Below are 22,166 nucleotides of genomic sequence, written 5' to 3' on the forward strand. Positions count from 1 at the left end.
TTGCACCAGCCTCCGCACGCAGGCCAGTCCCGGTTTCAGAACCGATTCCGCAGCCGCAGCTGGAACCGCGTCTCGTCGAAGTTGGACGCCTTGTCGTAGCGCAGCCCGGCGCCGATCGAGAGGCTCGGGTTCAGCGCATAATCCAGGTCCGCCCGCACCCCGCCCACCGCGCCGGCCTGCGACTGGCTGCGGAAGTTCGCCAGGACCGCGTCGTTGGTGCCCGCCGTCGCGGAGGCGAGCGAGACCAGCTGCGCCTGCAATCCGGGGTCGTTCGGGAAGACCGGCGCCGCATCCTCGCGCCAGGCGGCGTAGCCGAGCGTGGCGCCGACGCGGTAGGACAGGTCTCCGTTGCGGCCGCGGTAGTCCACAGGGATGTTCAGCGCGGTGTATTGCTGCGGCGAGAAGTAGCCGCCGTGCCCGAGCGTGAAATACCGCAGGTTCCGCTCATAGGCGAGGTAGACGAGGTCCAGCCCGGTCCGCAGCTCGCTGTCGCCGTCGCGCCAGACCGGGATGGAGACACCCGCGCCGCCCTCGATCCGGGTGTTGGAGGCGACGCCGCTGCCGTCGAAGGTGGAATAGCCGCCGCCGACATAGCCATAGCCATTGCCGAGTGGGAATTCGATCTGCGCCCGCCCGCCGGTCCGCAGCACCGGTCCCCAGCTCGCGCCGGTTCGCGGGTCCGTGGCGCCGGACCAGGACAGCAGGCTGTCGTTCATCCCGCGCCGCTCGGCCGTGAAGCGCGCGCGAATGCCCCCCGCCGTCAACTGCGGCGCGATCTCGGCGCCACCGATGATGTTGGAGGTCTGGAAGCCGATTGGCGTGGTGCCGACATCGGCGCGCAGCCAGTCGCCGCGCTGGTAGGCAAGCCCGACCCCGACGCCCGAGGCGCCGGCATCACCGGGCGCCGGAAGCGTCCCTGTCCCGTTCAGCACGCTGGTGCCGAAGCGCTGCCGCGCCTGGCGCGAATTCTCCAGCGATCCGGCGTCGATGGTGGTGGGCTCGGCAAAGGCCGTGATGCGTCCGCCGACCACCGGCAGTGCCGCCACCGCCTCCAACCGCGCCGAAAGCTCGCTGAGCTTGTCGAGGCCATCGTCGCCGGATCGCATTCGGCCGGAGGCCACGGCGGCGAGGCTGGGGCCGACATCGTCGCGCAGTGCGGCAAGCTCGCGCTCGATCTCCCGCGTCAGCGGATCGGACGGCGCGCCCTGCCGCGGCACCGCCGCCGGGCCGAAGGGATTCGCGAGGCCGGAGGGCGTCGCCGCCGCCGTGCCGCGCCCACCCACGCCAAGTTCGGCGGCGCGCTGCCGCGATGCCGCCTCCAGCGCCTGTCGTGCCCTACCGCCATCTCCGGCATCGCGCGCCACGCGCGCTTCCAGCAGCAGCATCCGCGCGTCGCCCGGCATGGCGCTGCGACCTTCCGCCAGAAGCTGCGCCGCGCGCTGGCGGTCCCCGGCGGCGATCGCCGCCTCGATGGTGGCGCGTCGCGTCTCGACGTTGCGCGGGTCCCGCGCCAGCAGCGTTTCCGCGATGCGCAGCGCCTCGGCGGGCTGGCGGGCGGTGATGTAGAGCCGCGCGAGGGCCAGTTGCGCTTCCGCATTGCCGCCGGAGGCCAGGGCTGGCCGCAGGCGTTCGAAGGCGCCCGCCTGGTCGCCGGCCTCGTTCAGCCGGTCGGCGGCACGGATCGCGGCGCCGCCGCGCAGGGCTGCCAGGTCGCGCTGCGCCTCGGCGGAGACGCCGCCGGCCTCGATCTCGGCCGCGAGCGCCACCGCTTCCGCCTCTAGCCCGGCCGAAAGGAGCGCGCCGGCGATGGCAACCCGGGCCGGCACCTGGGCACGGTTCGCGATGGCCGCGACGCGCGCCGCCTCCCCGGCGCCAGGCCGGTCGCCGGCCTCGCCGAAGGCGCGGATGACGGCGGCGGCGGTGGCCCCGGTGGGGTCCGGCCGCGCGGCGATGGTCAGCAGCCGCGTGCGCCCATCGAGCGGCGAGGCGGCCATCAGCGCCACCGCCGCCGCCACGTCGCGCTGGCTGCGGATGCGGGTGGCGAGGCGGGACATGTCGGTGCTGCGGCGGTTGGCCGGGATGCGGGCCAGGAAGGCATCGGCATCCGCCAGCCGCCCATCCTCCTCCGCCATCAGCGCCGCGGCGTAGGTGGCATCCGGCGTGGCGACGCGGCCGGCGAGTTCCTCGACCAGCGCGCGGCCCTCCGCCCCGCGACCCTGGCGGCGCAGCGCGCGGGCGAGGTCGAGGCGGATCCAGGGATCATCCGGTGCCGCCGCCACGGCATTGCGCAGCAGCGCGGCGGCCGCGGCGGGGTCGGCCATGCGCGCTGCCTCGTTGCGAAAGGCGGTGGCGGGAGCCGGTGCCGGCGGCGTGCCGCCCGCGACGGCGCGCGGCGCGCTGTCCTGCCGCGCCGCCACCACGACCTCGCCACCGCGATTCTGCGCCCGCAGCGCGGCGTTCAGGCCGGCCTGCGCCGAGGGCAGGCCCGGGCGCCGCGCCAGGGCGGCCCGAAACCGCGCCTCCGCCCCCGGCGCGTCGCCACGGCGCAGCGCGATCTCGCCGAGCACGGCTTCCGCGTCGGAGCGGTCCTCCACGTCGCGCAGCGCGGCGCGCCGGCCGCCGGCATCCGCCTGGTCGAGCGCCCCGCGGCGCAGCGCGGCGCGGGCGGAGGCGACTTCCTCCCCATAGGAGGCCGCATCCAGCGCCCGCTGCCACTGCCGGGCATTGGCAGGGTTCGCGGCGATGGCACGTTCCAGCAGGTCCCGCGCCTGCGGCAGGTTGCCCTCCCGCAGCCGGATGATGCCGAGGCCGCCGAGCGAATCGGCATCGGCCGGGTTGTCCCGCACCAGCGCCTCGAACCGCCGGGCGCTGTCGCCCAGCGCCCCGGCCTCCAGCCGCGCAAAGGCCGTCTGGCGCGCCGCCGCATCCGGGTCGGGCGCGGTCGCGGCCGTGGCTGCGGGCACGCTGCGCAGCGCGGCGAGGCGCTGCGCCATGGCGGCGTCCTCGGGGAAGCGACGCAGGAAGGTTTCGGCCTGCGGCGCGATGGCCGGGTCGTTGCCGGCGAAGCCGATGCCGGCGGCCCAGGCGCGGCGTGCCTCCACCGAAACCTCCGGCACCTCGGCCAGGGCGCGCAGGCGCTCCAGCCCCTGGGCTCGGGTGGCGGGGTCGAAGGTCAGGGCCTGGGCATGGGCCAGCCGGGTCCGTTCATCGGCGCCGGGCCGTTCGGCGAGGCGGCCGAGGCTGTGCACACCCTCCTCCCGCGTCGCCGGGGCGCCGGCCAGCGCCTGGTAGTATTCGGCGGCGAAGTCCTCCGGCGGCGGCCGGTTGCCGAAGACGGCGCGGTAGCGCTGCACGGCGGCGGCGGCGCGGCCATCCTGGGCCAGGCGGCGGGCTTCCTCCAGCCCGGTGCGGTCCAGCGCGCTGGCGCGGACGGCGTCCTGCACCGCCTCCAGCTGCGCCGTGGCGCCGGTGCGTTGCAGCCGGGCGAGGTAGCCGTTCGCCGCATCGCGGTTGCCGCGCGCCAGTTCCAGCCGCGCCGCCATCGCCAGCGCGGAGGGGTTCTGCGGCTCCGCCGCCAAAGCGCGTTCGATCGGCGCGGCGGCCAGATCCGGCCGGTCCTGCCCCAGCCAGCGCTCCGCCTGTCGGATCAGGATGTTGACCGCGCCGGAGCCAGGCGCCTCCTGCGCCAGGGCGGGGGCTGCGGCCAGCGTGGCCAGCAGGGCGAGTGGGAGCCGCGTGCGCATCCTTCAGTGGTCCTTCGGGGTGCGCGCGCGCAGGCGCATGGCGGAACGGCGGCGCAGCATCCAGGCGGTCGGCAGGCCGAGCAGCAGGGAAGCCGCCAGCATCAGCGCGATGACCGCGTAGGGGTCCTCATCGATCCAGAGGTAGGGCACCAGCCACCAGGGCGGATCGCCCACGGAATAGCCGCGCCCGGTGCGGAAGGCGCTGATGCGGCTGCCGTTGAGCACGGACAGGTCGCCCTGCACCTGCCCCGCCGTCGCCGGATCGCGCAGGGTCGCCACCGCATTGGCCAGCGCCAGCGGCGTGGCGCCCAGCACCGCGACCACCGACCGTCCCGACTGAAGTGGCGATTGCGTGCCGACGATCACCGCCACGCTCTCACCGAGTTCGGTCAGCGCCGCGGCGGCGCGCTGGCGTTCCTCGCCCTCGCCCAGGAACAGCGCGCGGACATCGGACAGGCGGTCGGACGCGCCGAGGGTGAGACGCTCCGCCGTCACCTGCACCGGGCTGTCGCGCAGCAGCGCCGCGGCGGCCGGCTGGCGGCCGAGCGTGCCGAGCAGGATCACGTCGCGGTTCGCCGCGCTGGCCAAGCCGTTCGGAAAGGTCACCTGGAGGCCGGTCGCCGGCAGCCCGACCTTCAGCGCCAGAGCACCCACCAGATCCAGGAAGGCGCCGGTCTCCACCGTGTTCGGCTGTTCCGGCAGTACCACGGCGGTCGAGGACAAATCCGCCATGCGCGTGAAGGGAAAGCCGGAGGAGGCGAAGAAGCCCAGCGAGGGCAGCCGCGCATGCCGCCAGGCGCCGGTGATGTCGATGGTCGAGGTCGGCTCGATCGCGGCGCGGATCTCGCCCGGCACCGCGGCGCAGTCGCCACGCGCCAGCGGCCGCATGTCGAAGCGCATCTGCAACTCGTCCTGGCCCGCCAGAAGGTAGGTCGGCACCAGCACGCGGCCGCGGCGTAACGCCGGGTCGTCCAGCAGCGTGCCCACCAGCCAGGGCTGCGCGAAGCCGGGCAGCCACCAACGATCCCCGGAGCCCAGCGGCAGCGACTTCAGGAAGGCGCCCGAGACCGCGACGTCGAGCCGGGAGGCCGCGACATCCAGCGCCTGTCCGGTCGGCGCACGGAAGGCGATGTCCACCGGAATGCCGCGCCCGGCCCAGGTCAGCAGGTCCGGCGCCGTGCGCAGCGGCACGCGGATGGTGCCGGGCGAGTAGCCGAAGGCCTGCAGGTCAGTGCGATCGGTGCGGCGGCCGAACTCCTCCGCCCGGTCGGCGGCGATCCAGCGCGGCGCGTCGTAGGGCTCGCGTGGCGCCAGAGTCGGCGGCGCCGAGATCACCACGGACTCGCCGCCGAAGCTGTTGCCGCCAACGGCCATCGCCGTCGCCGCCTGCACTAGCTCGCCCTCCGACCGCCCGGCGATGACCAGCAGCGTGCCGAAGGGGTCGGTCGGGTTCGGCACCAGCGCCAGCGTCGGCCCGCTGATGCGCGGCAGCGGCAGGTTTGGGATGGCATCGGCGCTGGCGGCGAACACCACCGCGTTGCCGGTCAGCGGCAACTGGCGGGAGACCGGGAAGCGCGCGCCACGGTAATCCGCCTCCACCGCGAAATAGGAGGTGGCGATGGCCGCCGCGCGCAGCGCCGCGGTGCCGGACTCGGAGGCCATGACCACCGGCAGGTTCAGCGCCTGGCGCAGGTTGCGGCGGTCGAACAGCGGCTCCGGCAGCCGTGCCAGGTCACGCTGCGGCACCAGGCGCTCGATGGTCAGCGACAGGGTCGAGAGGTCGGAGACATTGGCAGACAGCAGGCCCGACAAGGGATCGTTGCACTCGGTGGTGTAGCGCGCGCTGAAGCGGAAATTCAGGCGGTTCAACTCGGCGAAGGCCAGCGGGTCCAGGTCGAAGCCGACCGGGCCGAAGGCGCCGCGCGCCGGGTCCAGCGGCAGGTTGCCGACGAACTGCTCGTTCAGCGTCACCGCGATCTGCGACAGGGAGGGAATGAGCTGCGCGGAGGATCCGCCCTGCACCACCAGCCGCGCGGCCGTGACGACCTCGTCGCGGGAGAAGCCGAACAGCACGCCCTGCAGATCGGCGGTCCCGCGGAACTGCATGGGGCCGGTAAGGCCCAGTTCGCGCAGCGTGAAGCGCAGCTCCCGCACGGCATTCGAGGCCAGCGGTGCGGCGGCCAACGGGGCCGGTGCCTGGAGAGCCGGTGCCTGGAGCGCCGGTGCCTGGAGAGCCGGCACCGGTGGCGGTTCTGCCAGCGACGGCTCGGCCAGCGTTCCGGGGTCCAGCAGCGGGCGCGGCGTCTGCGCCAGTGCCATCCCGGGCAGGCCAAGCGCCACGGCCAGCAGCAGCGCCGAGACCAGTTCCGGCAGCTTCGCCGGTTCCGCCACGTTGGCCGGCCGACGCGGGCGCAGCATGTCCGATTTGCGTTCCAGCACCGTGGCCGCCGCGGCCGCCGCCTTGCGCACCGGCGCCTTGCGGATGCGGAAGCGGTAGCGCACGAACACCGCATCCCGCGTCGCCGCCACCACGTCCCGCAGTGCGCGCAGCGGGCGATCCACCGGCCAGTGGTCCCAGGCGATCCAGGCATCCGGACGGCCGAAGAACACGCGCACCAGCGCCATCTCGTCGCGCACATCCGTCAGCACGAAACGCACCATCGCTTCGTCATCCTCCCAGCGCAGCAGCTGCGCTGGCACTTCCTGGACCTCGCCGCCGACATGGAAGGCGATGCGGATCTCAGCCTCGTCCGCCACGCCGAGCGGCCGGTCCAGCAGCAGCCGCGCGCCGGACAAGGAAAGGTCGGAGGTGGTGGCCTTCATGCGGCGCCCGTCGGCCAGCACGATCTCGGAGGGGATGTCCGCCTGGATGCGGGCGCGGGCGCGCATCTGCTCACGCTCCACGCCCACCGCGACGGCGGCGGAAACCGGCACCAGGCACAGCACCGCCCACAGCGTGTTCAGCGCATAGGCCTGGAATTCCAGCGAACCGGTGGCGGTGGTGGCCAGCCCGTAGATGCCGATGGACACGCCGATGAGCAGCATCCCCAGGATGACCAGCGTCGGCAGCACCGCGCGCACGTCGAGGTAGCCTTCCTCCACCATGCCGCCCTTGTCGGTGACGTTGAATTTTCCCTTGAGGGGATCCCACAGGGTGGCCAGCGTGACGCGCACCAGCGGGCCGGCCAGCGTCGCCTCGTAGATCTCGGACCAGAAGGAATGCCGGTTGCGGCCGTTCAGCCGCGCCGCGGTGCCGAAGGCGTGGATCATGTGGCTGCCGGCATAGGCGATGATCGCCAGCGGCGAGGCGGCGATGATGTTCTGGCCGAGGAACAGGAACGCCAGGGGAGAGGTCAGGAAGACGATGCGCGGCAGCGCGAACAGGAACGAAAAGCCCGCGGTGGTGTAGCAGAGCCGCTGCGCGACGGTCAGTTCCCGCGCCATCGGCGTGTTCTCCTGCCGCAGGATCTGGATCATCCCGCGCGCCCAGCGCATGCGCTGGCCCATGTGGATCGACAGGCGTTCGGTGGCGAGGCCGGCCGCCAGCGGCAGGCGGATATAGGCGGTGTGCCAGCCCTTCTTCTGCATCAGGAAGGAACAGTGGCAATCCTCCGTCACCGTCTGGTGCGGCACGCCGCCCACTTCCTCCAGCGCCGCGCGGCGGATCAGCGCGCAGGAGCCGCAGAAGAAGGCGGCGTTCCACAGATCGTTGCCCGGCTGGATGGCGCCGTAGAACAGCAGCCCCTCGTTCGGCACCGGGCGGCGGCGCGCCAGGTTCCGCTCGAACGGATCGGCCGAGTAGAAGAAGTGCGGCGTCTGCACCATGGCGATGCGCGCATCGCGCACCAGCCAGCCGGCGGTCAGTTGCAGGAAGGCGCGCGTCGGCGCGTGGTCGCAGTCGAAGATCGCGATGTATTCGCCATCCGTGTGCTTCAGCGCGTGATTGATGTTGCCGGCCTTGGCGCCCTTGTTGTCGGGCCGGATGATGTAGCCGCAGCCGACCTGCTCGGCGAATTCGCGGAATGCGGGGCGGCGGCCGTCATCCAGGATGTAGACGTTCATCCGGTCCCGCGGCCAGTCGATGTTCATCGCCGCCAGCACCGTCGGGCGGACGATGTCGAGATCCTCGTTGTAGGAAGGCACGTAGATATCCACGGTCGGCCACAGAGACGAATCCGGCGGCAGCGGCACCGGCTTGCGGTCCAGCGGCCAGGTCAGCTGGACATAGGACAGGAACAGCAGCGTGGCGGCGTAGGCCTCCGCCAGCAGCAGGCCGATGGACAGCATGCCGCCGAGAAACGTCTCGAATTCCAGCGTCTGCGTCACCCGCCAGAACAGGTAGCGGGAGGTGATGGCGACCGAGAGCATCACCAGCACCACGGTGACGCGGCGGGACCGGAAGCGGTTCAGCACGATGAAGGCGGCAGCCCCCGCCAGGGTCAGCACGCCCTGCGCCTCACCCGGCAAGGGCACCGTCACGACGATGACCAGCGCCAGCAGGCCGAGGCCGACCAGCAGCCCCCGCAGCAGCCGGCCGGGCAGCGGCAGGCGGCCTTCCGTCGCGGCGCGGATCAACGCCGGTGACCCCAGGAGGCCAGCGCCGAGAAGGTGGGCCGTGGCTTGTCCCGGTCCTGCGGCACGGCCAGCGCCAGCAGGCCCTCGATCCGCTCGGCCAGCAGGGCCAGGTCCTCGGACCCTGGTCCGGTGCCCTCGACCGGCAGCCGGCGATCGGCCAGCGCCTCCGCCACCGCCGGATCACGCGCCACGGCGCTGACCGGGCGATCGCCCATGGTCTGCTGCGCGAATTCCAGCACGGCGTCCGACAGGGCGGACCCCAGTTCAACCTGGTTCAGCACCAGCATTGCCTTCTGCGCCGAGCGTGCCGCCAGGGTACCGCGGCCGAGGAAGCGGCCACTGGCAATGGAGGGGATGAAGGAGGCCGAGCCGGAATCGGCCAGCAGCACCACGCAGATCACGTCCGCCAGCGGCAGCACGGCGGACAGCGCCGGGGTCGGCCCTGGCGGCGCATCCACCACCACCACGCGCTGCGGCACCGACAGCATGTCCCGCACCTGGCTCGCCAGCACCTCCGGCTGTTCCAGCAGCAGGCGCGTCAGGTCGAGCGCCGCCTTGGGCTCGGCATGGCCATGCGGCAGCAGCGAGATCGCGGTCCGCGTCGGCCGCACGCAATCACGCCAGGACAGGCCCTCCGCCAGCCGCGCCAGGAAGCCGCCCTCCTCATGGATCGGCACGCCGAGATGCAGCCGCAGTGCGTTCTGCGGGTCGAGGTCGAGGCCGACGACCTCATGCCCCTGGGCGGCCAGCACCGCGGCGACATTGGCGGCCAGGGTGGTCTTCCCGACGCCGCCCTTGGGCGAGACGAAAGCAACGAGCGGCATGGTGGATGGGGTGCTCTGGCTGGATGTGGTGGTCAGGTCGCGGAGCGACGCGGCGCGTTGCGCCGATCCGGGCGCCGGGAGGGGTCGGGCAGCATCTCCTCCAGCAGCGCGAAGCGCCGGCCCGGCGTGGCTCCAGGTCCGGCGCTGGGTTCGCCCACCGGCCCGGCGCCTGCGACTCTGTCCGGGACACCCTCGGCCGGCGCCCGCCGGTCGCGGCCGGTCCTCGGCGGCCGGTAGCCGACATGGATCGGCGCCTCGAAGCCCTCGGCCGGAGGAAGCGCGAGCGGGCCACGCATCCGGGAGGTTCGCTGAGGGGGCGTGCCTGCGGGCCCGGCGGGCTGCGGGTCCTCGATGAGGCGGGAAAGGCTCTCCAGCAGCGTCCGCGTGCGCACCGCGGTCGGCGTCTCGGCCGCAACTGGGGTGGCGGTCGCAACGACCTCGGCGGCGGATGGCGCAGCGACAACGAGCAGGCGCGAGGCGGCCGCTGGCGGCGGTGGCTCGGTCGGGGCAAGCGGGGCAGCAGGCGCCAGGATCCCGGGGGCCGGCCAAGTCCGGTAGCTGAACTGGATAAGATTGCAGGAGGAGAGAAGGCGTTCGACGTGGCGCTCCATGCTTCCCCACTTTGCATTGGAAAATAGGCAACTCTGAATGCAGCAGAGCGCGCCCTTAAGTCAATAAGAACGGTAGCCTTGGACACTTTTACTTTAACCCAATGGATCAAAACGAACGGATCTCGATTCGAATTTCTTTTTGGTGCTTTATTTCACGCCGGCGCCGACGTTACGGAAATTGCACCCAAGCCGGGCCGCGGGCGCCGCCCTCGCCGTTGCAGATGGTTGTTACGGATCGGTCTGTGCTGGCACGCCCAGTCTGGGTCCGCAGGGCCGGAACTGCGAGACCGCCACCGGCCCGACTGGTGATGGCCTGGGGCTGATCTACGAATTCGAATCCTGGCAGCGCGGCGAAACTGCCGCACGACACGTCTGCCAGGCGATGTGAAACGGCAGCACGATGCCGGTCTTCAGGAAATCTTCAGGAAATCATCAGGTCTGCATAAACTTCCGACCAAGCCTGCCGCGCCGGCGGCTGGCAGCTTCGCGCCTGCCAAACGACCCGGACCGCCATGCGGAGATCCGGACGCATCCAACAGGAAAGCCCGGCCATGACCCCGACCCGACGCAGGCTCACCACTCGCACATTGCTGCTCGGCACCGCCGCGGCGGCGCTCCACGCACTCGCCGTGCCACATGCCGCGGCGCATGAGGACCACCACCGGCCGCAGGTCGCGCAAGTCCAGACGGCGCCACAGCCTGCACCGCCGCGTGGCGAGATGGGCGTGTTCGGGCGCGACCTGCCACGCGGCGCGTCCGCGCCCACCAGTGACGCGCGTCCCCCGCTGCGCCCCAATTTCGGCTCTCTTGGCTGGCCGGGCGCGAGCGCCAACCCGGAGGCGCAGGCCTATTTCGACCAGGGCTACCGCTTCGGCTGGGCCTTCAACCACGGCGAGGCGGCGCGCAACTTCCGGGCGGCGCAGGCCCTGGATCCGACCTGCGCGGCGTGCTTCTGGGGCGAGGCCTGGGCGCTCGGCCCGAACATCAACTACCCGATGGTGCCGGACGCCAATGCGCGCGCGCTGATCGCGCTGGATGCGGCACGCCGCCTGGCGCCGCAGGCCGCGCCGCAGCACCGCGCGCTGACCGGGGCGCTGACCGGGGCGCTGACCGCGGCACTGATCGAGGCGCTCTCGAAGCGGCACGCGGCGGACCCGCAGGCCGACCAGGCTGCGCTCAATGCGGCCTATGCGGAGGCGATGGACGCGGTGCAGCGGCGCTTCCCGCAAGACCCGCACATCGCCGTGCTGGCCGCCGACGCCATGATGAACGTCACCCCCTGGGACTACTGGGGCGAAGGCGGGCGCGAGCCGAAGGGCTGGACCACCCGCACCGTGGCGCTGCTCGAGGGTGTGCTGGGGGAGGCTTCCGGAACCGGCGTCACCGCGATGCCCGACCATCCCGGCGCGATCCACCTCTACATCCACAGCGTCGAGGCGTCCGACCGGCCGGAACGCGCCGCCGGGCATGCCGCGCGCCTGCCCGACCTGATGCCGGGCTCCGGGCACCTGGTGCACATGCCGAGCCACATCCACTACCGGCTCGGGCGCTGGCGCGACAGCCTGGATGCCAATCGCGCCGCCGCCGCGGCCTCCGAGGCGCTGATCGCGGAGGGCGGGCAGAGCCTGATCATGAGCCAGGCCTACTACCCCCACAACGTCCACTTCCTGCTGGCCTCCGCGCTGATGGGCGGCGACGGGCGTACCGCGGTCGAGGCGGCGGAGAAGCTGGCGGACCTGGTTTCCGAGCGTGCCAAGCGCGAGGTCCCGTGGACGCAGCCCATCGCCGCCAGCCGCTACCTCGCCCATGCCCGCTTCACGGCGCCGGAGGCGATCCTGGCCATGCCCGCGCCGGATGGCGACTTCCCCTATGTCCGGGCGCATTGGCATTATGCCCGCGGTGTCGCCTTCGCGCGCCAGGGCCTGGCGGACCTGGCCCAGGGCGAGGTTGCGGCGATCGGGGTGCTGGGCCAGCGGCCGGAGATCGCGCAGCTCGACGCCGCCGGCATTCCGGCGACCGTGGTGTTCGATATCGCGCAGCGCGTGATCTCCGCGCGCGTGGCGCAGCGGGCCGGCGACCACGCCGAGGCGGCACGCCTGTTCGGGGAGGCGGCAGCTTTGCAGGACAGCCTGCCCTACATGGAGCCGCCTTTCTGGTACTATCCGTTGCACCAGGCCCTGGGTGCCGAGCTTCTCGCACTGGGTCGCGTCGATGAGGCGGAGGCGGCGTTCCGCGCGGCACTGGCGCGCGTGCCGAACAATGGCTGGGCGGCCGCAGGCCTGCTGCGCGTCGCCGAGGCGCGTGGCAACGCCGCGGCAGCGCAGGAGGCCCAGGCGCTGATGCGGCGAAGCTGGTTCGGCGGCGAGGCGCCGGCGAACGACCAGCTTTGATGCGCCCAGCGGTCAATGCGGCTGAGGGGAAGGGCCGTTTTGACCGCCCTGATGCATCGCATCAGGGTTCGGCCAGGAGGTAGGGCGGAAGCCTCGCCGAAATGCGCGCCGCGGCCGCGACCAGTTGCGGCGCCAGTGCCAGCAGCGCCTCCCGCGCCAGGCGGAATGCCGGGACCGTCAGGCTGATCGCGCCGAGCGGATGTCCATGCCGGTCGAGGATCGGCGTGCCGAGGCTGCGCACCTCCATGGCCTGCTCGCCATCGTCCAGGGCATAGCCGCGGGCGCGCGCGGCTGCCAGGTCCTGCCGCAGGGCCGGTAGGTCCGTCAGCGTCCTGCTGGTATGGGCCTGCAACGTCACCGCATCCAGCACCGCGTCCAGGCGCGCCGGCGGCAGGAAGGCGAGCACCGCCTTGCCGGTGCCGCTGCAATAGGCCGGCCCGCGGGCGCCGACGCGGAGGCGGAAGCTGACCGGCGTGCGGCTGTCGGCCTGTGCCAGATAGAGCATCTCCGTCCCCTGCAGCACGGCAAGCCGCACCGTTTCCCCTGTGGCATCGCGCAGCGCCGCCATCTCCGCCTCCGCGGCGCTGCGGAGGTCGCTCCCGGCCCAGGCGTGGTTGGCGAGCTCCACCAGGCGCAACCCCAGCCGCCAGCCGCCGCGCGGATCCTCCGAGACCAACCGCTCCGCCTGCAGGGTGGCCAGGATGCGGTGCAGCGTCGCCTTCGAATGACCGGTTGCCGCGGCGAGCCCGGCGAATCTTGGCGGGACCTCGGCCGCGGCGATGGCGGCCAGCACCTCCATGTGGCGGGAGAAGACGCCCTTCGGCGGCTCGGGTGCGGAAGGCGGGGCGGCGGGCATGGGTGAATGGAACATGGTTTCAGCAGTGATGAAACCGGGCCGGCGCGTGATCAGGGCGGTTGACGCGGCAGCGCCCGCGGGCCCAAGCTTACTTTCAACAGAACCAAGTTCCATTCAATGGAACATCGGGAAGGAAGCGCAGCGTGCCCTCATTGCCCCGCCTGTCCGGCGTCCATCCCATCCTCTACGCCTTCTACGGCCCCGACGGCCGGCTGGATCCCGCGGCGCTGGACCGGCAGGTGGATGTCTGCCTGGCCGCCGGCTGCGACGGCATCGCCCTGCTCGGCCTGGTGACGGAGGTGTTCCGGCTCTCGACCGAGGAAAGGCTGGACCTGGTCGGCTGGGCCGCCACCCGCATCGCCGGGCGCGTCCCGCTGATGGCAACGGTCGCCGAGACCACCGTGCACGGCCAGCTCGACTTCATCACGGAGGCGAAGCGCCGCGGCGCCGATTGGGTGGTGCTGCAGCCGCCGCCGGTGAAGGGCGTGGCGGAGCGGGAGATCCTGCGCTTCCTGGGCGCGGTCGCCGACCGTTCGCCGCTGCCCGTCGGCGTGCAGAACAACCCGCTGAACATGGAGGTCTCGGTCTCCAACGAGTCGCTGCTGGCGCTGCACCGCAACCACCCGAACATCCGCTTCATGAAGGCGGAGGGCCCCGCCGTCTCGGTCGGCGCCTTCGCGAGGGAGGCTTCGAAGACCTGCGACGTCTTCGCCGGCCATGGCGGCATCGAATGGCCCACGAACCTGCGCAGCGGCTGCCAGGGGCTGATCCCGGCGCCAGAGTTGGTGGATGCGCAGGTGGCGCTGTGGCGCCTGTGGTCGGCCGGCGAGACCGAGCGGGCCGAGGCGCTGCACCGCGCCATCCTGCCCGTGGTGGTCTTCATGTCGCGGTCCCTGCCGCTGCTGATCGCCTACGGCAAGCGCCTGATGGCGCTGCGCATGGGCTGGCCGGAGGTGCATCCAAGGCTCCCGGAGGTCGCCGTGACGCCATTCGGGCAGGAGGAGCTGGCGCGCTTCCACGCGCTGTTGGGGCCGCTGTCGTCGGAGCCCGGCGCGAAGCTGGCCCCTGCCCTGCGCGCCCTGGCCGGATTCGACTGAACGCCCGCAAGCAAAGGGAGAAGCAAGAATGACGATCCATCGCCGTGGCCTGCTGGCCGCACCGGCACTTGCACTGCTGCCCGCCGCCGCCCGCGCCCAGGCCGCCTGGCCGGAGCGGAACCTGCGCATCATCGTGCCGCTGAGCGCCGGCGGCGTTGCCGACATCATGGCCCGCATGGTGGCGGAGCAGTTGCAGCCGCGCCTTGGCCGTGCCGTGGGGGTGGAGAATCGCGCCGGTGCCGGCGGCGCCATCGGCATGGAGGCGGTGGCGCGCGCGGCGCCGGATGCATACACGCTGGGCCTCGGCAATATCGCCGCCAACGCGATCCTCCCCGCGCTGACGCGAACGCGCCTGCCCTACGACCCCGTCGCGGATTTCACGCCGGTCTGCCTGGTCGGCCGCACGCCGAGCGTGCTGGTCGTGAACCCGCAGAAGGTGCCGGTGCGCGACCTGGCGGAGTTCCTCGCCTTCCTCCGCGCCAATCCGGACCGGCTGAACTTCGGCTCCTCCGGCATCGGCACCAGCCTGCATCTTGTGATGGAGATGCTGATGCTGGAGACCGGCACGCGGATGACGCATGTCCCGTTCCGCGGCTCCTCCGACATGATCACGGCCATCGTCGCGGGGCAGGTGGACCTGGCGGTGGACAGTTTCGCCACCGCCTGGCCGCATGTGCAGGCGGGCCGGCTGCGCGCCATTGCGGTGCCGACGGCGGAACGCCTGCCCTTCGCGCCGGAGCTGCCGACCATCGCGTCCCAGGTGCCGGGCGTGCAGCTCAGCCCCTGGCACGGCATCATGGGACCGGCCGGCCTGCCTGCGCCGGTGGTGGAGCGGCTGAATGCCGAGATCGCGGCGATCCTGCGCCAGCCTGAGGTGGTGGAGCGCCTGCGCGGCTTCGGCGCCATCGCCGCGCCGAACACGCCGGCCGAATTCCGGACCTTGATGACCACAGAGGTCGCGCGCTTCCGCGACCTGATCGCCCGCACCGGCATCACCGCGGGCTGAGCGCGCCATGTCCGAACGCATCGCGGCCGTCGAGGCCTTTCGCATCGTCATCCCGCGCGACGTGCCCTATCTCGGCCCGCTCGGCGCGGGGGAGGAGATCAACGCCCGCGGCTATTTCATCCGCCGCGGCAACCGCTCCGTCTATCCCGCCACTGATACCTCCGTGCTGGTGAAGGTCACCACGGAATCCGGCTGCACCGGCTGGGGCGAGAGCTATGCGATCGTTGCGCCGGGCGCTGTGGCGGAGATCGTGACCGACCTTCTCGGGCCGCTGCTCATCGGCCGTGACCCGCGCGACCCGGTGCCGCTGCATGAGGACCTGTACGACACCATGCGCGTGCGCGGCTTCACCAGCGGCTATTTCGTGGATGCGTTGGCCGGCCTCGACATCGCGGTGTGGGATGTGGCGGCGCGGCTGGCCGGACTGCCGCTGTGCCGCATGCTGGGCGGCCAGCGCCATGCGCGGCTTGCCGCCTACGTCTCCGGCCTGCCGAAGCCGAGCCTGCCGGCGCGGGTCGACCTTGCGCTGGAATGGCAGGCGAAGGGCTTTGGCGCGGTGAAATTCGCCGGGGCCGTGGCCGATGAGGGCGAGGCGGCGGAGATGGCGGCGCTGCGCCGCGCCCTCGGCCCCGACATGCGCATTGCCTGCGACCTGCACTGGAAGCACACCGCCCTGGCCGCGACCCGGCTGATCGACCGCATGCATGCCCATGATCTGTGGTTTGCCGAGGCGCCGGTGGCCCCCGAGGATATCGAGGGCCAGAAGGAGGTCGCGGCCAAGGCCCGCACCTCCGTCGCGCTCGGAGAGGAATGGCGCACCGCCTTCGAAAATCGCCCCCGCCTGATCGGCCGCTGCATGGACATCATCCAGCCGGAGATGGCGCATACCGGCGTGACCGAGTTCATGAAGATCGGTCGCATGGCCGAAGCCTTCCACTGCCGCGCCATCCCGCACGCCTCGATCGGCATCGGCATCTTCCAGGCCGCCAGCCTGCACTGCTCCGTCGCGCTGCAGAATTGCGACGGGCACGAATACCAGCACTCGATCTTCGACCGGAACCTGCGCTTCGTCGAGGGCGACATGGCCTGCGCGGAGGGCTTCTACAGCCTGCCGACCGGCCCGGGTCTCGGTGTCAGTCCCTCCCCCGATGCCTGGCGCTACGCAACCAAGCACGAGCCGGCCTGATGCCGAAGGGCTACTCGATGCGAATGTTCGCCCGGCGCGGCACGGCCGACCAGCGCTCCACTTCCGCAAGATAGAAGCGCCCCCACTCCTCCCGCCCCATCGGCTTCGGGATCAGGCCGAGCGTGCCGAGGCGCGCCTGCACCTCCGGCACCGCCGCCACCTGGGTGAAGGCGGCGTGCAGTCGCTCCAGCGCCGCCGGTAGCGTGTTGCGGGGTGCGAGGAAGCCGAACCAGCTATCCGATTGCAGCGCGGCGACGCCAAGCTCCGCGAAGGTCGGCACCTCCGGCAGCATCGGGCTGCGCGTCGGGCTGGTGACGGCGAGCGCCCGCAGGCGGCCGGCACGGACATGCTCCGCCACCTCCAGCACGTTGCTCACCATGAAGTCGAGCCGCCCGGCGATCAGGTCCGTCTGGCCCTGCGGGCCGCTGCGGTAGGGCACGTGCTCCAGCGTCAGGCCGAAGGCCTCCTTCATGATCTGGTGCGCGGGCTGCCAGCCGGCCAGCGCGGCGCTGCCGGTGTGCAATGGGGTGGCGGCGGCCTTGCCGCGGGCGACCAGCGCCGCCAGGTCGCGATCCGGCGAGGCGGCAGGCACCACCAGTGCATTCGCCGAATTGCCGGCGAAGAACACGGCCGCGAAATCCCCGGCGGTGTCGAAGGGCAGCCTTGCATACAGGCCGGGCGCCACCGCATGCGCATTCGCGATCAGCATGATGGTGTGCCCATCCGGCGCCGCCTTGGCGACGCGGTCGGAGGCGATGGTGCCGCCGGCGCCAGGCTGGTTCTGCACCACCATCGGCTGGCCGAGCAGCGGTTGCATGCGCTCCGCGAAGGTCCGCGCGATGATGTCCGTCACACCACCGGCACCATAGCCCACCACGAGGGTCACAGGGCGCTCCGGGAAGCCCTGCGCCCGCGCGGCGAAGGGCAAGGCAAGTCCGGCAGCGACCAAGATGCGGCGATGCATGCGGGTTACTCCACCACGATGTTCTGGGCGCGGGCTAGGTCGCGGAAGGTGGCGAGTTCGCGTGCCATGAAGGCGCTGAAATCGGCCGGCGTGGTGTGCTGTGGCATCTCCAGCGAAAGCTGCGTGTAGCGCTGCACCGTCTCCGGGCTGCGCAGGAAGGCCTGCGTCTCCGCCGACAGCCGCGCCAGGATCGGTGCCGGCGTGCCGGCCGGCGCGGCGAGGCCGTGCCAGGAGGCGAGTTCCGCGCCGGGATAGGTCTCGTTCAGCGCGGGCAGGTCCGGGTAGGCCGGCATGCGGGCGGGTGCCGTCGTGGCCAGCGCGCGGATCTGGCCGTCGCGGATCAGCTGCGTCGTGGTGGCCGCGACGTCGAGCGAGGCATCGATGGTGCCGGCCAGCAGCGCCTGCAACAGCGGCCCGCCGCCGGCGAAGGGCACATGCGTCATGCGGATGCCGGCCTTCGCCATGAACAGCTCCATGCCGAGATGCAGCGAGGAGCCGACGCCGGAGGAGCCGAAGTTGATCGCCTCCGGACGTGCCTTCGCCGCCGCGACCAGGTCCGCCACCGTCTTCACATCCGGCAACTTGCGCGGGTTCACCAGCAGCAGGGCCGGCGTCACCGCCAAGTTCGAGATCGGGGCGAAATCCTCGATCGGGCGATAGGGCAGCGGCACCTTGCGGACGGCGGGCAGGATGGCGTTGGCGGCGATGTTGATCATGCCCACGGCGGTGCCATCCGCCGGCGCCTTGGCCAGCGCATCCACGCCGATGGCGCTGCCGGCACCACCGCGATTCTCTACCACGAAGCCCTGGCCGAGGGCCGTCTGGAAATGCGCCGCCAGCATGCGGCCGACCAGGTCCGCCGCGCCGCCGGGAGGGAACGGGATGATGAAGCGCACCGGCCGGCTCGGCCAGGCCGCCTGGGCCCGGGCGAGCGAGGGCGTGGCGAGGGCGGCGAGGCTGATTGCTGCGAGCTGGCGGCGGCGCATCGGGACTTCCTCCGTTCCTTGGTGTCTTGCGTGACTTGGAACTTGGTTCCACGATATGGACACAACCGGAACCGGTCAATCGGGGAGACGCATGGCGCGCAGCAGGCCGATGGAGGCGGAGGAGGACGCGGCTTCGGTGCCCGGCACCCAGGCGCTGACCCGCGGCATCGCGCTGCTCGGCCTGGTGGCCGATGCGCCCGCGCCGCTGCGCTTCGCCGAGATCGCCGACCGCGCCGGTCTGGCCCGCCCCACCGCGCATCGCATCCTGGCGGCGCTGGTCGAGGCGCGGTTGCTGCGGCACGAGCCGGCGACGCAGACCTACGCCCTCGGCGCCCGCTTCCTGGAAATGGCGCATCGCGTCTGGGACGGCTTCGACCTGCGCGCCACCGCGGCACCGGAGCTGGAGCGCCTCGCCCGCCTGGCCGGGGAGACGGCGCGGCTGGCGGTGCTGGATGGCGATGGCGTGCTGTATGTCGACCAGCGCGATGCGGAGCAGGAGGCGGTGCGCCTGGTCAACCGCGTCGGCGCCCGCGCCCTGCCCCATGCCAGCGCCTGCGGCAAGGCGATGCTGGCGCAGCTTCCGGCGGCGGAGCGCCGCCTGCTGCTGGACCGTCTGATGCCGCTGGCCGCCCCCGGCCCGCGCAGCATCACCGAATTGCCGGCCCTGGAACGGGAGTTGGCCCTGGTGGCGGCGCGGGGCTACGCGCTGTCGCTGGAGGAAGCGGCCGCCGGGGTGAATGCGGTGGCGGCCGCCGTGCTGGACCGCCGCGCGCGGCCGCTCGGCACCATCTGCCTCGTCGGCCCCGCTTTCCGGCTCGGCGAGGCACGGCTGCATGCGCTGGGGCGGGAGGTGATGGAGGCGGCGCGCCGCATCTCCGGCAACGCCGCGCAATCCGCCATGACGCTGACCGTGGCGCCGCGCCCCGCCAGCGTGTCCGATGGCGTGACGCTGGCCGTTCGGGCGGAAGCGCTGCTGGGCGAAGGACCGCTGTGGCACGAGGGGCGGCTGCACTGGGTCGATATCCTGGCGCCCGCCGTGCATGTCAGCGACACTGTGACCGGCACCGATGCCGTGATCCCGGTGGAGGAGCTGGTGGCGGCCCTTGCACCGCGGCGTGGCGGCGGGCTGGTCGCCGCCGCGCGGTCCGGCCTGCGGCTGCTGGATGGCGCCGGGCTTGGCCGGGTATTGGCGGCACCGATCGCGGAAGGTGCCTCCCTGCGGCTGAACGATGGGAAATGCGACCGGGCCGGGCGCTTCTGGGTCGGCTCGCTGGCGCTGGATTCCACGCCGGATGCCGGCGCGCTGCACCGCATCGATGCGGAGGGCCAGGTGCGGGTGATGCAGGCCGGGCTGCATGTCGCCAACGGCATCGGCTTCAGCCCGGATGATGCGCGGCTGTACCTGGCCGACAGCGGCCGCCGCCGCATCGACGTGTTCGACTTCGACCTCGCCGCCGGCACCGTCGCCAACCGCCGCCCCTTCGTCGCCTTCGCGGAAGGCGAGGGCGTGCCGGATGGGCTGACGGTTGATGCCGAGGGTGGAGTCTGGGTGGCGCTGTGGGATGGCTGGCGCGTCGCCCGCTACCGGCCGGACGGTACGCTGGATCGCGCGGTGAACCTGCCGGTGCCGCGCCCGACGAGCTGCGCCTTCGGCGGCAGGGATCTCGCCACGCTGTTCGTCACCAGTGCGCGCGTGCGGCTTTCCGCCGCCGAACTCGCGGAGGCGCCGCTTTCCGGCTCCGTCTTCGCCATCGATACGGGCGGCGCGCGTGGCCTGCCCGAACCCTGCTTCAACGGCTGAGGATCCTTGTCCGTCATGACCAAGCTGTCCGGCGTCTTCCCGGTGCTGCCGACTCCCTTCACGCCGGAGGATGCAGTGGATGAGCCGGCGTTCCGGCGGCTGATCGACTTCGCCGTGGAATCCGGCGTCGATGGCGTGGTGTTTCCCGGCATGGCCAGCGAGGTGGAGACAATGAGCGCCGCGGAACGCGGGCAGATGGTCGCCGTGCTCGGCGCGCATCTCGCCGGACGGCTGCCCTTCATCGTTGGCGCCTCGCATGCTGATCCGGCCGAAAGCGCGGCGCGGGCGCGGGAAGGCATGGCGGTCGGCGCCACCTGCGCCATGATCATGGCGCCGCCGCAGGCCGGGCAGGATGTGGCGAAGCAGGTCGCCTTCTACACGGCGGTGGCGGCGGCCGCGCCGGGCCTGGTCATCATGCTGCAGAACGCCCCTGCGCCGAACGGTGCGGCGCTGTCGCCGGAGGCGGTGGCGGCGGTGGCGGCGGCGGTGCCGGCGATCCGCTACGTGAAGGAGGAAACGCTGCCCTGCGGCCAGCACGTCACCCGCATCCTGGCCGCTGCCTCCGGCGGGCTGGATGGCGTGATGGGCGGCGCCGGCGCGCGCTTCGTGCTCGATGAACTGGCACGCGGGGCCAACGGCACCATGCCGGCGCTGGAACTGGCCGATGCGCATGCGGCGCTGTGGCGGGCCTGGACGCGTGGCGACCGCGCGGAGGCGCGGCGCATCTATACCGCGACGCTGCCGCTGCTGATGCTGCAGATGACGTTCCGCGTCCGTGCGACAAAGGAAGTGCTGCGCCGCCGTGGCCTGCTGGAACATGTGGGCGCACGCGCGGCCGGGCCACGTTTCGATGCGGGAGACCTCGCGGAACTGTCCGAACTGATCGCGACCGCAGCGCCGACGATGACCATGCACAAGCCGCGATGACACGCGCCGATCGCATCACGCGGGTCACCGCGCATGTCATCGCCATCCCGCGCGACGTGCCCTATCTCGGCCCGCTGCGCGACGGCGAATGCGTCAATCGCGCGGGCTACATCGTCCGCCTCGGCAACCGCACGCTGTACCCGACGCAGGACCGCAGCATCGTGCTGCGCATCGACACGGAACATGGCCTGACGGGCTGGGGCGAGACCTATGGCATCGTGGCGCCGGAGGCGGTGCGCGCCATCGTGGACGACGTGCTGGCGCCGGTCCTGGAAGGCCGCGACCCCTCCGCACCGGCCGTGATCCACGAGGATCTGTACGACCTGATGCGCGTACGCGGATTCTTCGGCGGCTTCTACCTGGACGCGCTGGCGGCCGTGGACATCGCACTGTGGGACCTGCTCGGGCGGCGGCTCGGCGTACCGGTCTCGACGCTGCTGGGCGGGCGGCGGCACGCGCGCATTCCCGCCTACGTCTCCGGCCTGCCCCGCGCCACGCTGTCCGAGCGCGTGGATTTCGCACGAGACTGGCAGGCGCGCGGCTTCGCCGGCTTCAAATTCGCCGCCGTCGTCGCCGATGACGGGGCGGAGGCGGAGATCGCGGCGCTGCGCGAGGGCCTCGGCCCGAAGGCCGCCATCATGGCGGACCTGCACTGGAAGAACGGCGCCACCGAGGCGATTCGCCTGATCCGCCGCCTGGAACCGCACGGCCTCGCCTTCGCCGAAGCGCCCTGCGCGCCGGAGGACATCCAGGGCGTGGCGGAGGTGGCGCGCGGCGTCGGCGTGCCGGTGGCGCTGGGCGAGGAACTGCGCACCGTCTTCGAATGGCTGCCGCGGCTGCAGCAGCGCTGCATGGCGATCGGCCAGCCGGAGATGGGCCACACCGGCATCACCGAGTTTTCCCGGATCGGCGCCCTGTGCCATGCGCACCATGTGGCGGTGATGCCGCATGCGGCGATAGGCATCGGCCTGTTCATGGCGGCGAGCCTGCAGGCCGCCAGCACCTTGCAGAAGCTGCCCTGGCACGAATACCAGCACAGCATCTTCGACCCGAACCTGCGCCTGACCCAGCCGACCGGCAGCGCCCACATGCAATGCCAGGCCGGGTTCTACACACTGCCGGATGGGCCGGGGCTCGGCGTCGAGCCCTCCGCGGCGCTGCTGGCCGAGATGGAGGCGTAGCGACCGGCCGGCCGCGTGT

The 22,166-nt window shown here is 72.3% G+C and carries 14 protein-coding genes; 7 read left to right on the top strand and 7 right to left on the bottom strand.

Features of this window, described 5'->3' with window-relative positions:
• Window positions 1-35: 35 nt before the first annotated feature.
• The 4 genes from ACFHPP_RS12370 to ACFHPP_RS12385 are packed head-to-tail and all read right to left on the bottom strand — an operon-like array spanning window position 36 to window position 9,753.
• Window positions 36-3,743: a cellulose synthase subunit BcsC-related outer membrane protein gene (locus ACFHPP_RS12370; RefSeq protein WP_437163551.1), complete on the bottom strand. Its 3,708-nt coding sequence runs from the start codon at window positions 3,741-3,743 to the stop codon at window positions 36-38.
• Between the two features lie 3 nt (window positions 3,744-3,746).
• Window positions 3,747-8,318, bottom strand: coding sequence for a UDP-forming cellulose synthase catalytic subunit (gene bcsA / locus ACFHPP_RS12375; RefSeq protein ID WP_437163552.1), 4,572 nt, complete (start codon window positions 8,316-8,318; stop codon window positions 3,747-3,749).
• Complete coding sequence (locus tag ACFHPP_RS12380) at window positions 8,315-9,142, bottom strand: cellulose synthase operon protein YhjQ/BcsQ (RefSeq protein WP_437163553.1); 828 nt, start codon at window positions 9,140-9,142, stop codon at window positions 8,315-8,317. Before ACFHPP_RS12380 ends, bcsA begins: the two co-directional genes overlap by 4 nt.
• A gap of 32 nt (window positions 9,143-9,174) precedes the next feature.
• Window positions 9,175-9,753 carry a hypothetical protein gene (locus ACFHPP_RS12385; protein WP_437163554.1) on the bottom strand — a complete coding sequence of 193 codons (579 nt, stop codon included), beginning with the start codon at window positions 9,751-9,753 and terminating at the stop codon, window positions 9,175-9,177.
• Between the two features lie 551 nt (window positions 9,754-10,304).
• On the opposite strand from ACFHPP_RS12385, the gene ACFHPP_RS12390 reads away from it, so the two are divergent.
• The gene (locus tag ACFHPP_RS12390; RefSeq protein WP_437163555.1) at window positions 10,305-12,143 is read left to right on the top strand and encodes a hypothetical protein; all 1,839 of its coding nucleotides are present in this window, start codon (window positions 10,305-10,307) and stop codon (window positions 12,141-12,143) included.
• A 61-nt stretch (window positions 12,144-12,204) separates the two neighbouring features.
• On the opposite strand, the gene ACFHPP_RS12395 is transcribed toward ACFHPP_RS12390, so the two are convergent.
• Complete coding sequence (locus ACFHPP_RS12395) at window positions 12,205-13,014, bottom strand: IclR family transcriptional regulator (RefSeq protein ID WP_437163556.1); 810 nt, start codon at window positions 13,012-13,014, stop codon at window positions 12,205-12,207.
• A gap of 128 nt (window positions 13,015-13,142) precedes the next feature.
• Between ACFHPP_RS12395 and ACFHPP_RS12400 the strand changes: the two genes are divergently transcribed.
• The 3 genes from ACFHPP_RS12400 to ACFHPP_RS12410 are packed head-to-tail and all read left to right on the top strand — an operon-like array spanning window position 13,143 to window position 16,288.
• Window positions 13,143-14,096 (top strand): dihydrodipicolinate synthase family protein, encoded by a 954-nt coding sequence (locus tag ACFHPP_RS12400; RefSeq protein WP_437163557.1) that lies wholly within the window; start codon window positions 13,143-13,145, stop codon window positions 14,094-14,096.
• Window positions 14,097-14,124: 28 nt separating this feature from the next.
• Window positions 14,125-15,102, top strand: a complete 978-nt coding sequence (locus tag ACFHPP_RS12405; RefSeq protein WP_437163558.1) for a Bug family tripartite tricarboxylate transporter substrate binding protein — start codon at window positions 14,125-14,127, stop codon at window positions 15,100-15,102.
• Between the two features lie 7 nt (window positions 15,103-15,109).
• Complete coding sequence (locus tag ACFHPP_RS12410; RefSeq protein ID WP_437163559.1) at window positions 15,110-16,288, top strand: mandelate racemase/muconate lactonizing enzyme family protein; 1,179 nt, start codon at window positions 15,110-15,112, stop codon at window positions 16,286-16,288.
• A 10-nt stretch (window positions 16,289-16,298) separates the two neighbouring features.
• On the opposite strand, the gene ACFHPP_RS12415 is transcribed toward ACFHPP_RS12410, so the two are convergent.
• A complete protein-coding gene (locus ACFHPP_RS12415) occupies window positions 16,299-17,252 on the bottom strand; it encodes a Bug family tripartite tricarboxylate transporter substrate binding protein (RefSeq protein ID WP_437163560.1) in 954 nt (317 codons plus the stop codon).
• 5 nt (window positions 17,253-17,257) lie between these two features.
• Complete coding sequence (locus tag ACFHPP_RS12420) at window positions 17,258-18,238, bottom strand: Bug family tripartite tricarboxylate transporter substrate binding protein (RefSeq protein ID WP_437163561.1); 981 nt, start codon at window positions 18,236-18,238, stop codon at window positions 17,258-17,260.
• Between the two features lie 91 nt (window positions 18,239-18,329).
• Here ACFHPP_RS12420 and ACFHPP_RS12425 point away from each other — a divergent pair, with 91 nt between their 5' ends.
• From ACFHPP_RS12425 to ACFHPP_RS12435, 3 genes are read left to right on the top strand one after another with little or no spacing between them, the layout of a single operon-like run.
• Window positions 18,330-20,039, top strand: coding sequence for an SMP-30/gluconolactonase/LRE family protein (locus ACFHPP_RS12425; RefSeq protein ID WP_437163562.1), 1,710 nt, complete (start codon window positions 18,330-18,332; stop codon window positions 20,037-20,039).
• 15 nt (window positions 20,040-20,054) lie between these two features.
• Window positions 20,055-20,966 carry a dihydrodipicolinate synthase family protein gene (locus ACFHPP_RS12430; protein ID WP_437163563.1) on the top strand — a complete coding sequence of 304 codons (912 nt, stop codon included), beginning with the start codon at window positions 20,055-20,057 and terminating at the stop codon, window positions 20,964-20,966.
• The gene (locus tag ACFHPP_RS12435) at window positions 20,963-22,147 is read left to right on the top strand and encodes a mandelate racemase/muconate lactonizing enzyme family protein (RefSeq protein ID WP_437163564.1); all 1,185 of its coding nucleotides are present in this window, start codon (window positions 20,963-20,965) and stop codon (window positions 22,145-22,147) included. Before ACFHPP_RS12430 ends, ACFHPP_RS12435 begins: the two co-directional genes overlap by 4 nt.
• The last annotated feature ends 19 nt before the right edge of the window (window positions 22,148-22,166 follow it).

It is taken from the genome of Falsiroseomonas sp. E2-1-a20, assembly GCF_051433195.1.
Classification (GTDB): Bacteria; Pseudomonadota; Alphaproteobacteria; order Acetobacterales; family Acetobacteraceae; genus Falsiroseomonas.

Excerpts from the sequence above, each read along its gene's own strand:
- ACFHPP_RS12370 (WP_437163551.1), bottom strand. The coding sequence starts at position 3,743 with ATGCGCACGCGGCTCCCACTCGCCCTGCTGGCCACGCTGGCCGCAGCC.
- ACFHPP_RS12380 (WP_437163553.1), bottom strand. The coding sequence starts at position 9,142 with ATGCCGCTCGTTGCTTTCGTCTCGCCCAAGGGCGGCGTCGGGAAGACC.
- ACFHPP_RS12385 (WP_437163554.1), bottom strand. The coding sequence starts at position 9,753 with ATGGAGCGCCACGTCGAACGCCTTCTCTCCTCCTGCAATCTTATCCAG.
- ACFHPP_RS12390 (WP_437163555.1), top strand. The coding sequence starts at position 10,305 with ATGACCCCGACCCGACGCAGGCTCACCACTCGCACATTGCTGCTCGGC.
- ACFHPP_RS12395 (WP_437163556.1), bottom strand. The coding sequence starts at position 13,014 with ATGTTCCATTCACCCATGCCCGCCGCCCCGCCTTCCGCACCCGAGCCG.
- ACFHPP_RS12405 (WP_437163558.1), top strand. The coding sequence starts at position 14,125 with ATGACGATCCATCGCCGTGGCCTGCTGGCCGCACCGGCACTTGCACTG.
- ACFHPP_RS12410 (WP_437163559.1), top strand. The coding sequence starts at position 15,110 with ATGTCCGAACGCATCGCGGCCGTCGAGGCCTTTCGCATCGTCATCCCG.
- ACFHPP_RS12415 (WP_437163560.1), bottom strand. The coding sequence starts at position 17,252 with ATGCATCGCCGCATCTTGGTCGCTGCCGGACTTGCCTTGCCCTTCGCC.
- ACFHPP_RS12420 (WP_437163561.1), bottom strand. The coding sequence starts at position 18,238 with ATGCGCCGCCGCCAGCTCGCAGCAATCAGCCTCGCCGCCCTCGCCACG.
- ACFHPP_RS12425 (WP_437163562.1), top strand. The coding sequence starts at position 18,330 with ATGGCGCGCAGCAGGCCGATGGAGGCGGAGGAGGACGCGGCTTCGGTG.
- ACFHPP_RS12430 (WP_437163563.1), top strand. The coding sequence starts at position 20,055 with ATGACCAAGCTGTCCGGCGTCTTCCCGGTGCTGCCGACTCCCTTCACG.
- ACFHPP_RS12435 (WP_437163564.1), top strand. The coding sequence starts at position 20,963 with ATGACACGCGCCGATCGCATCACGCGGGTCACCGCGCATGTCATCGCC.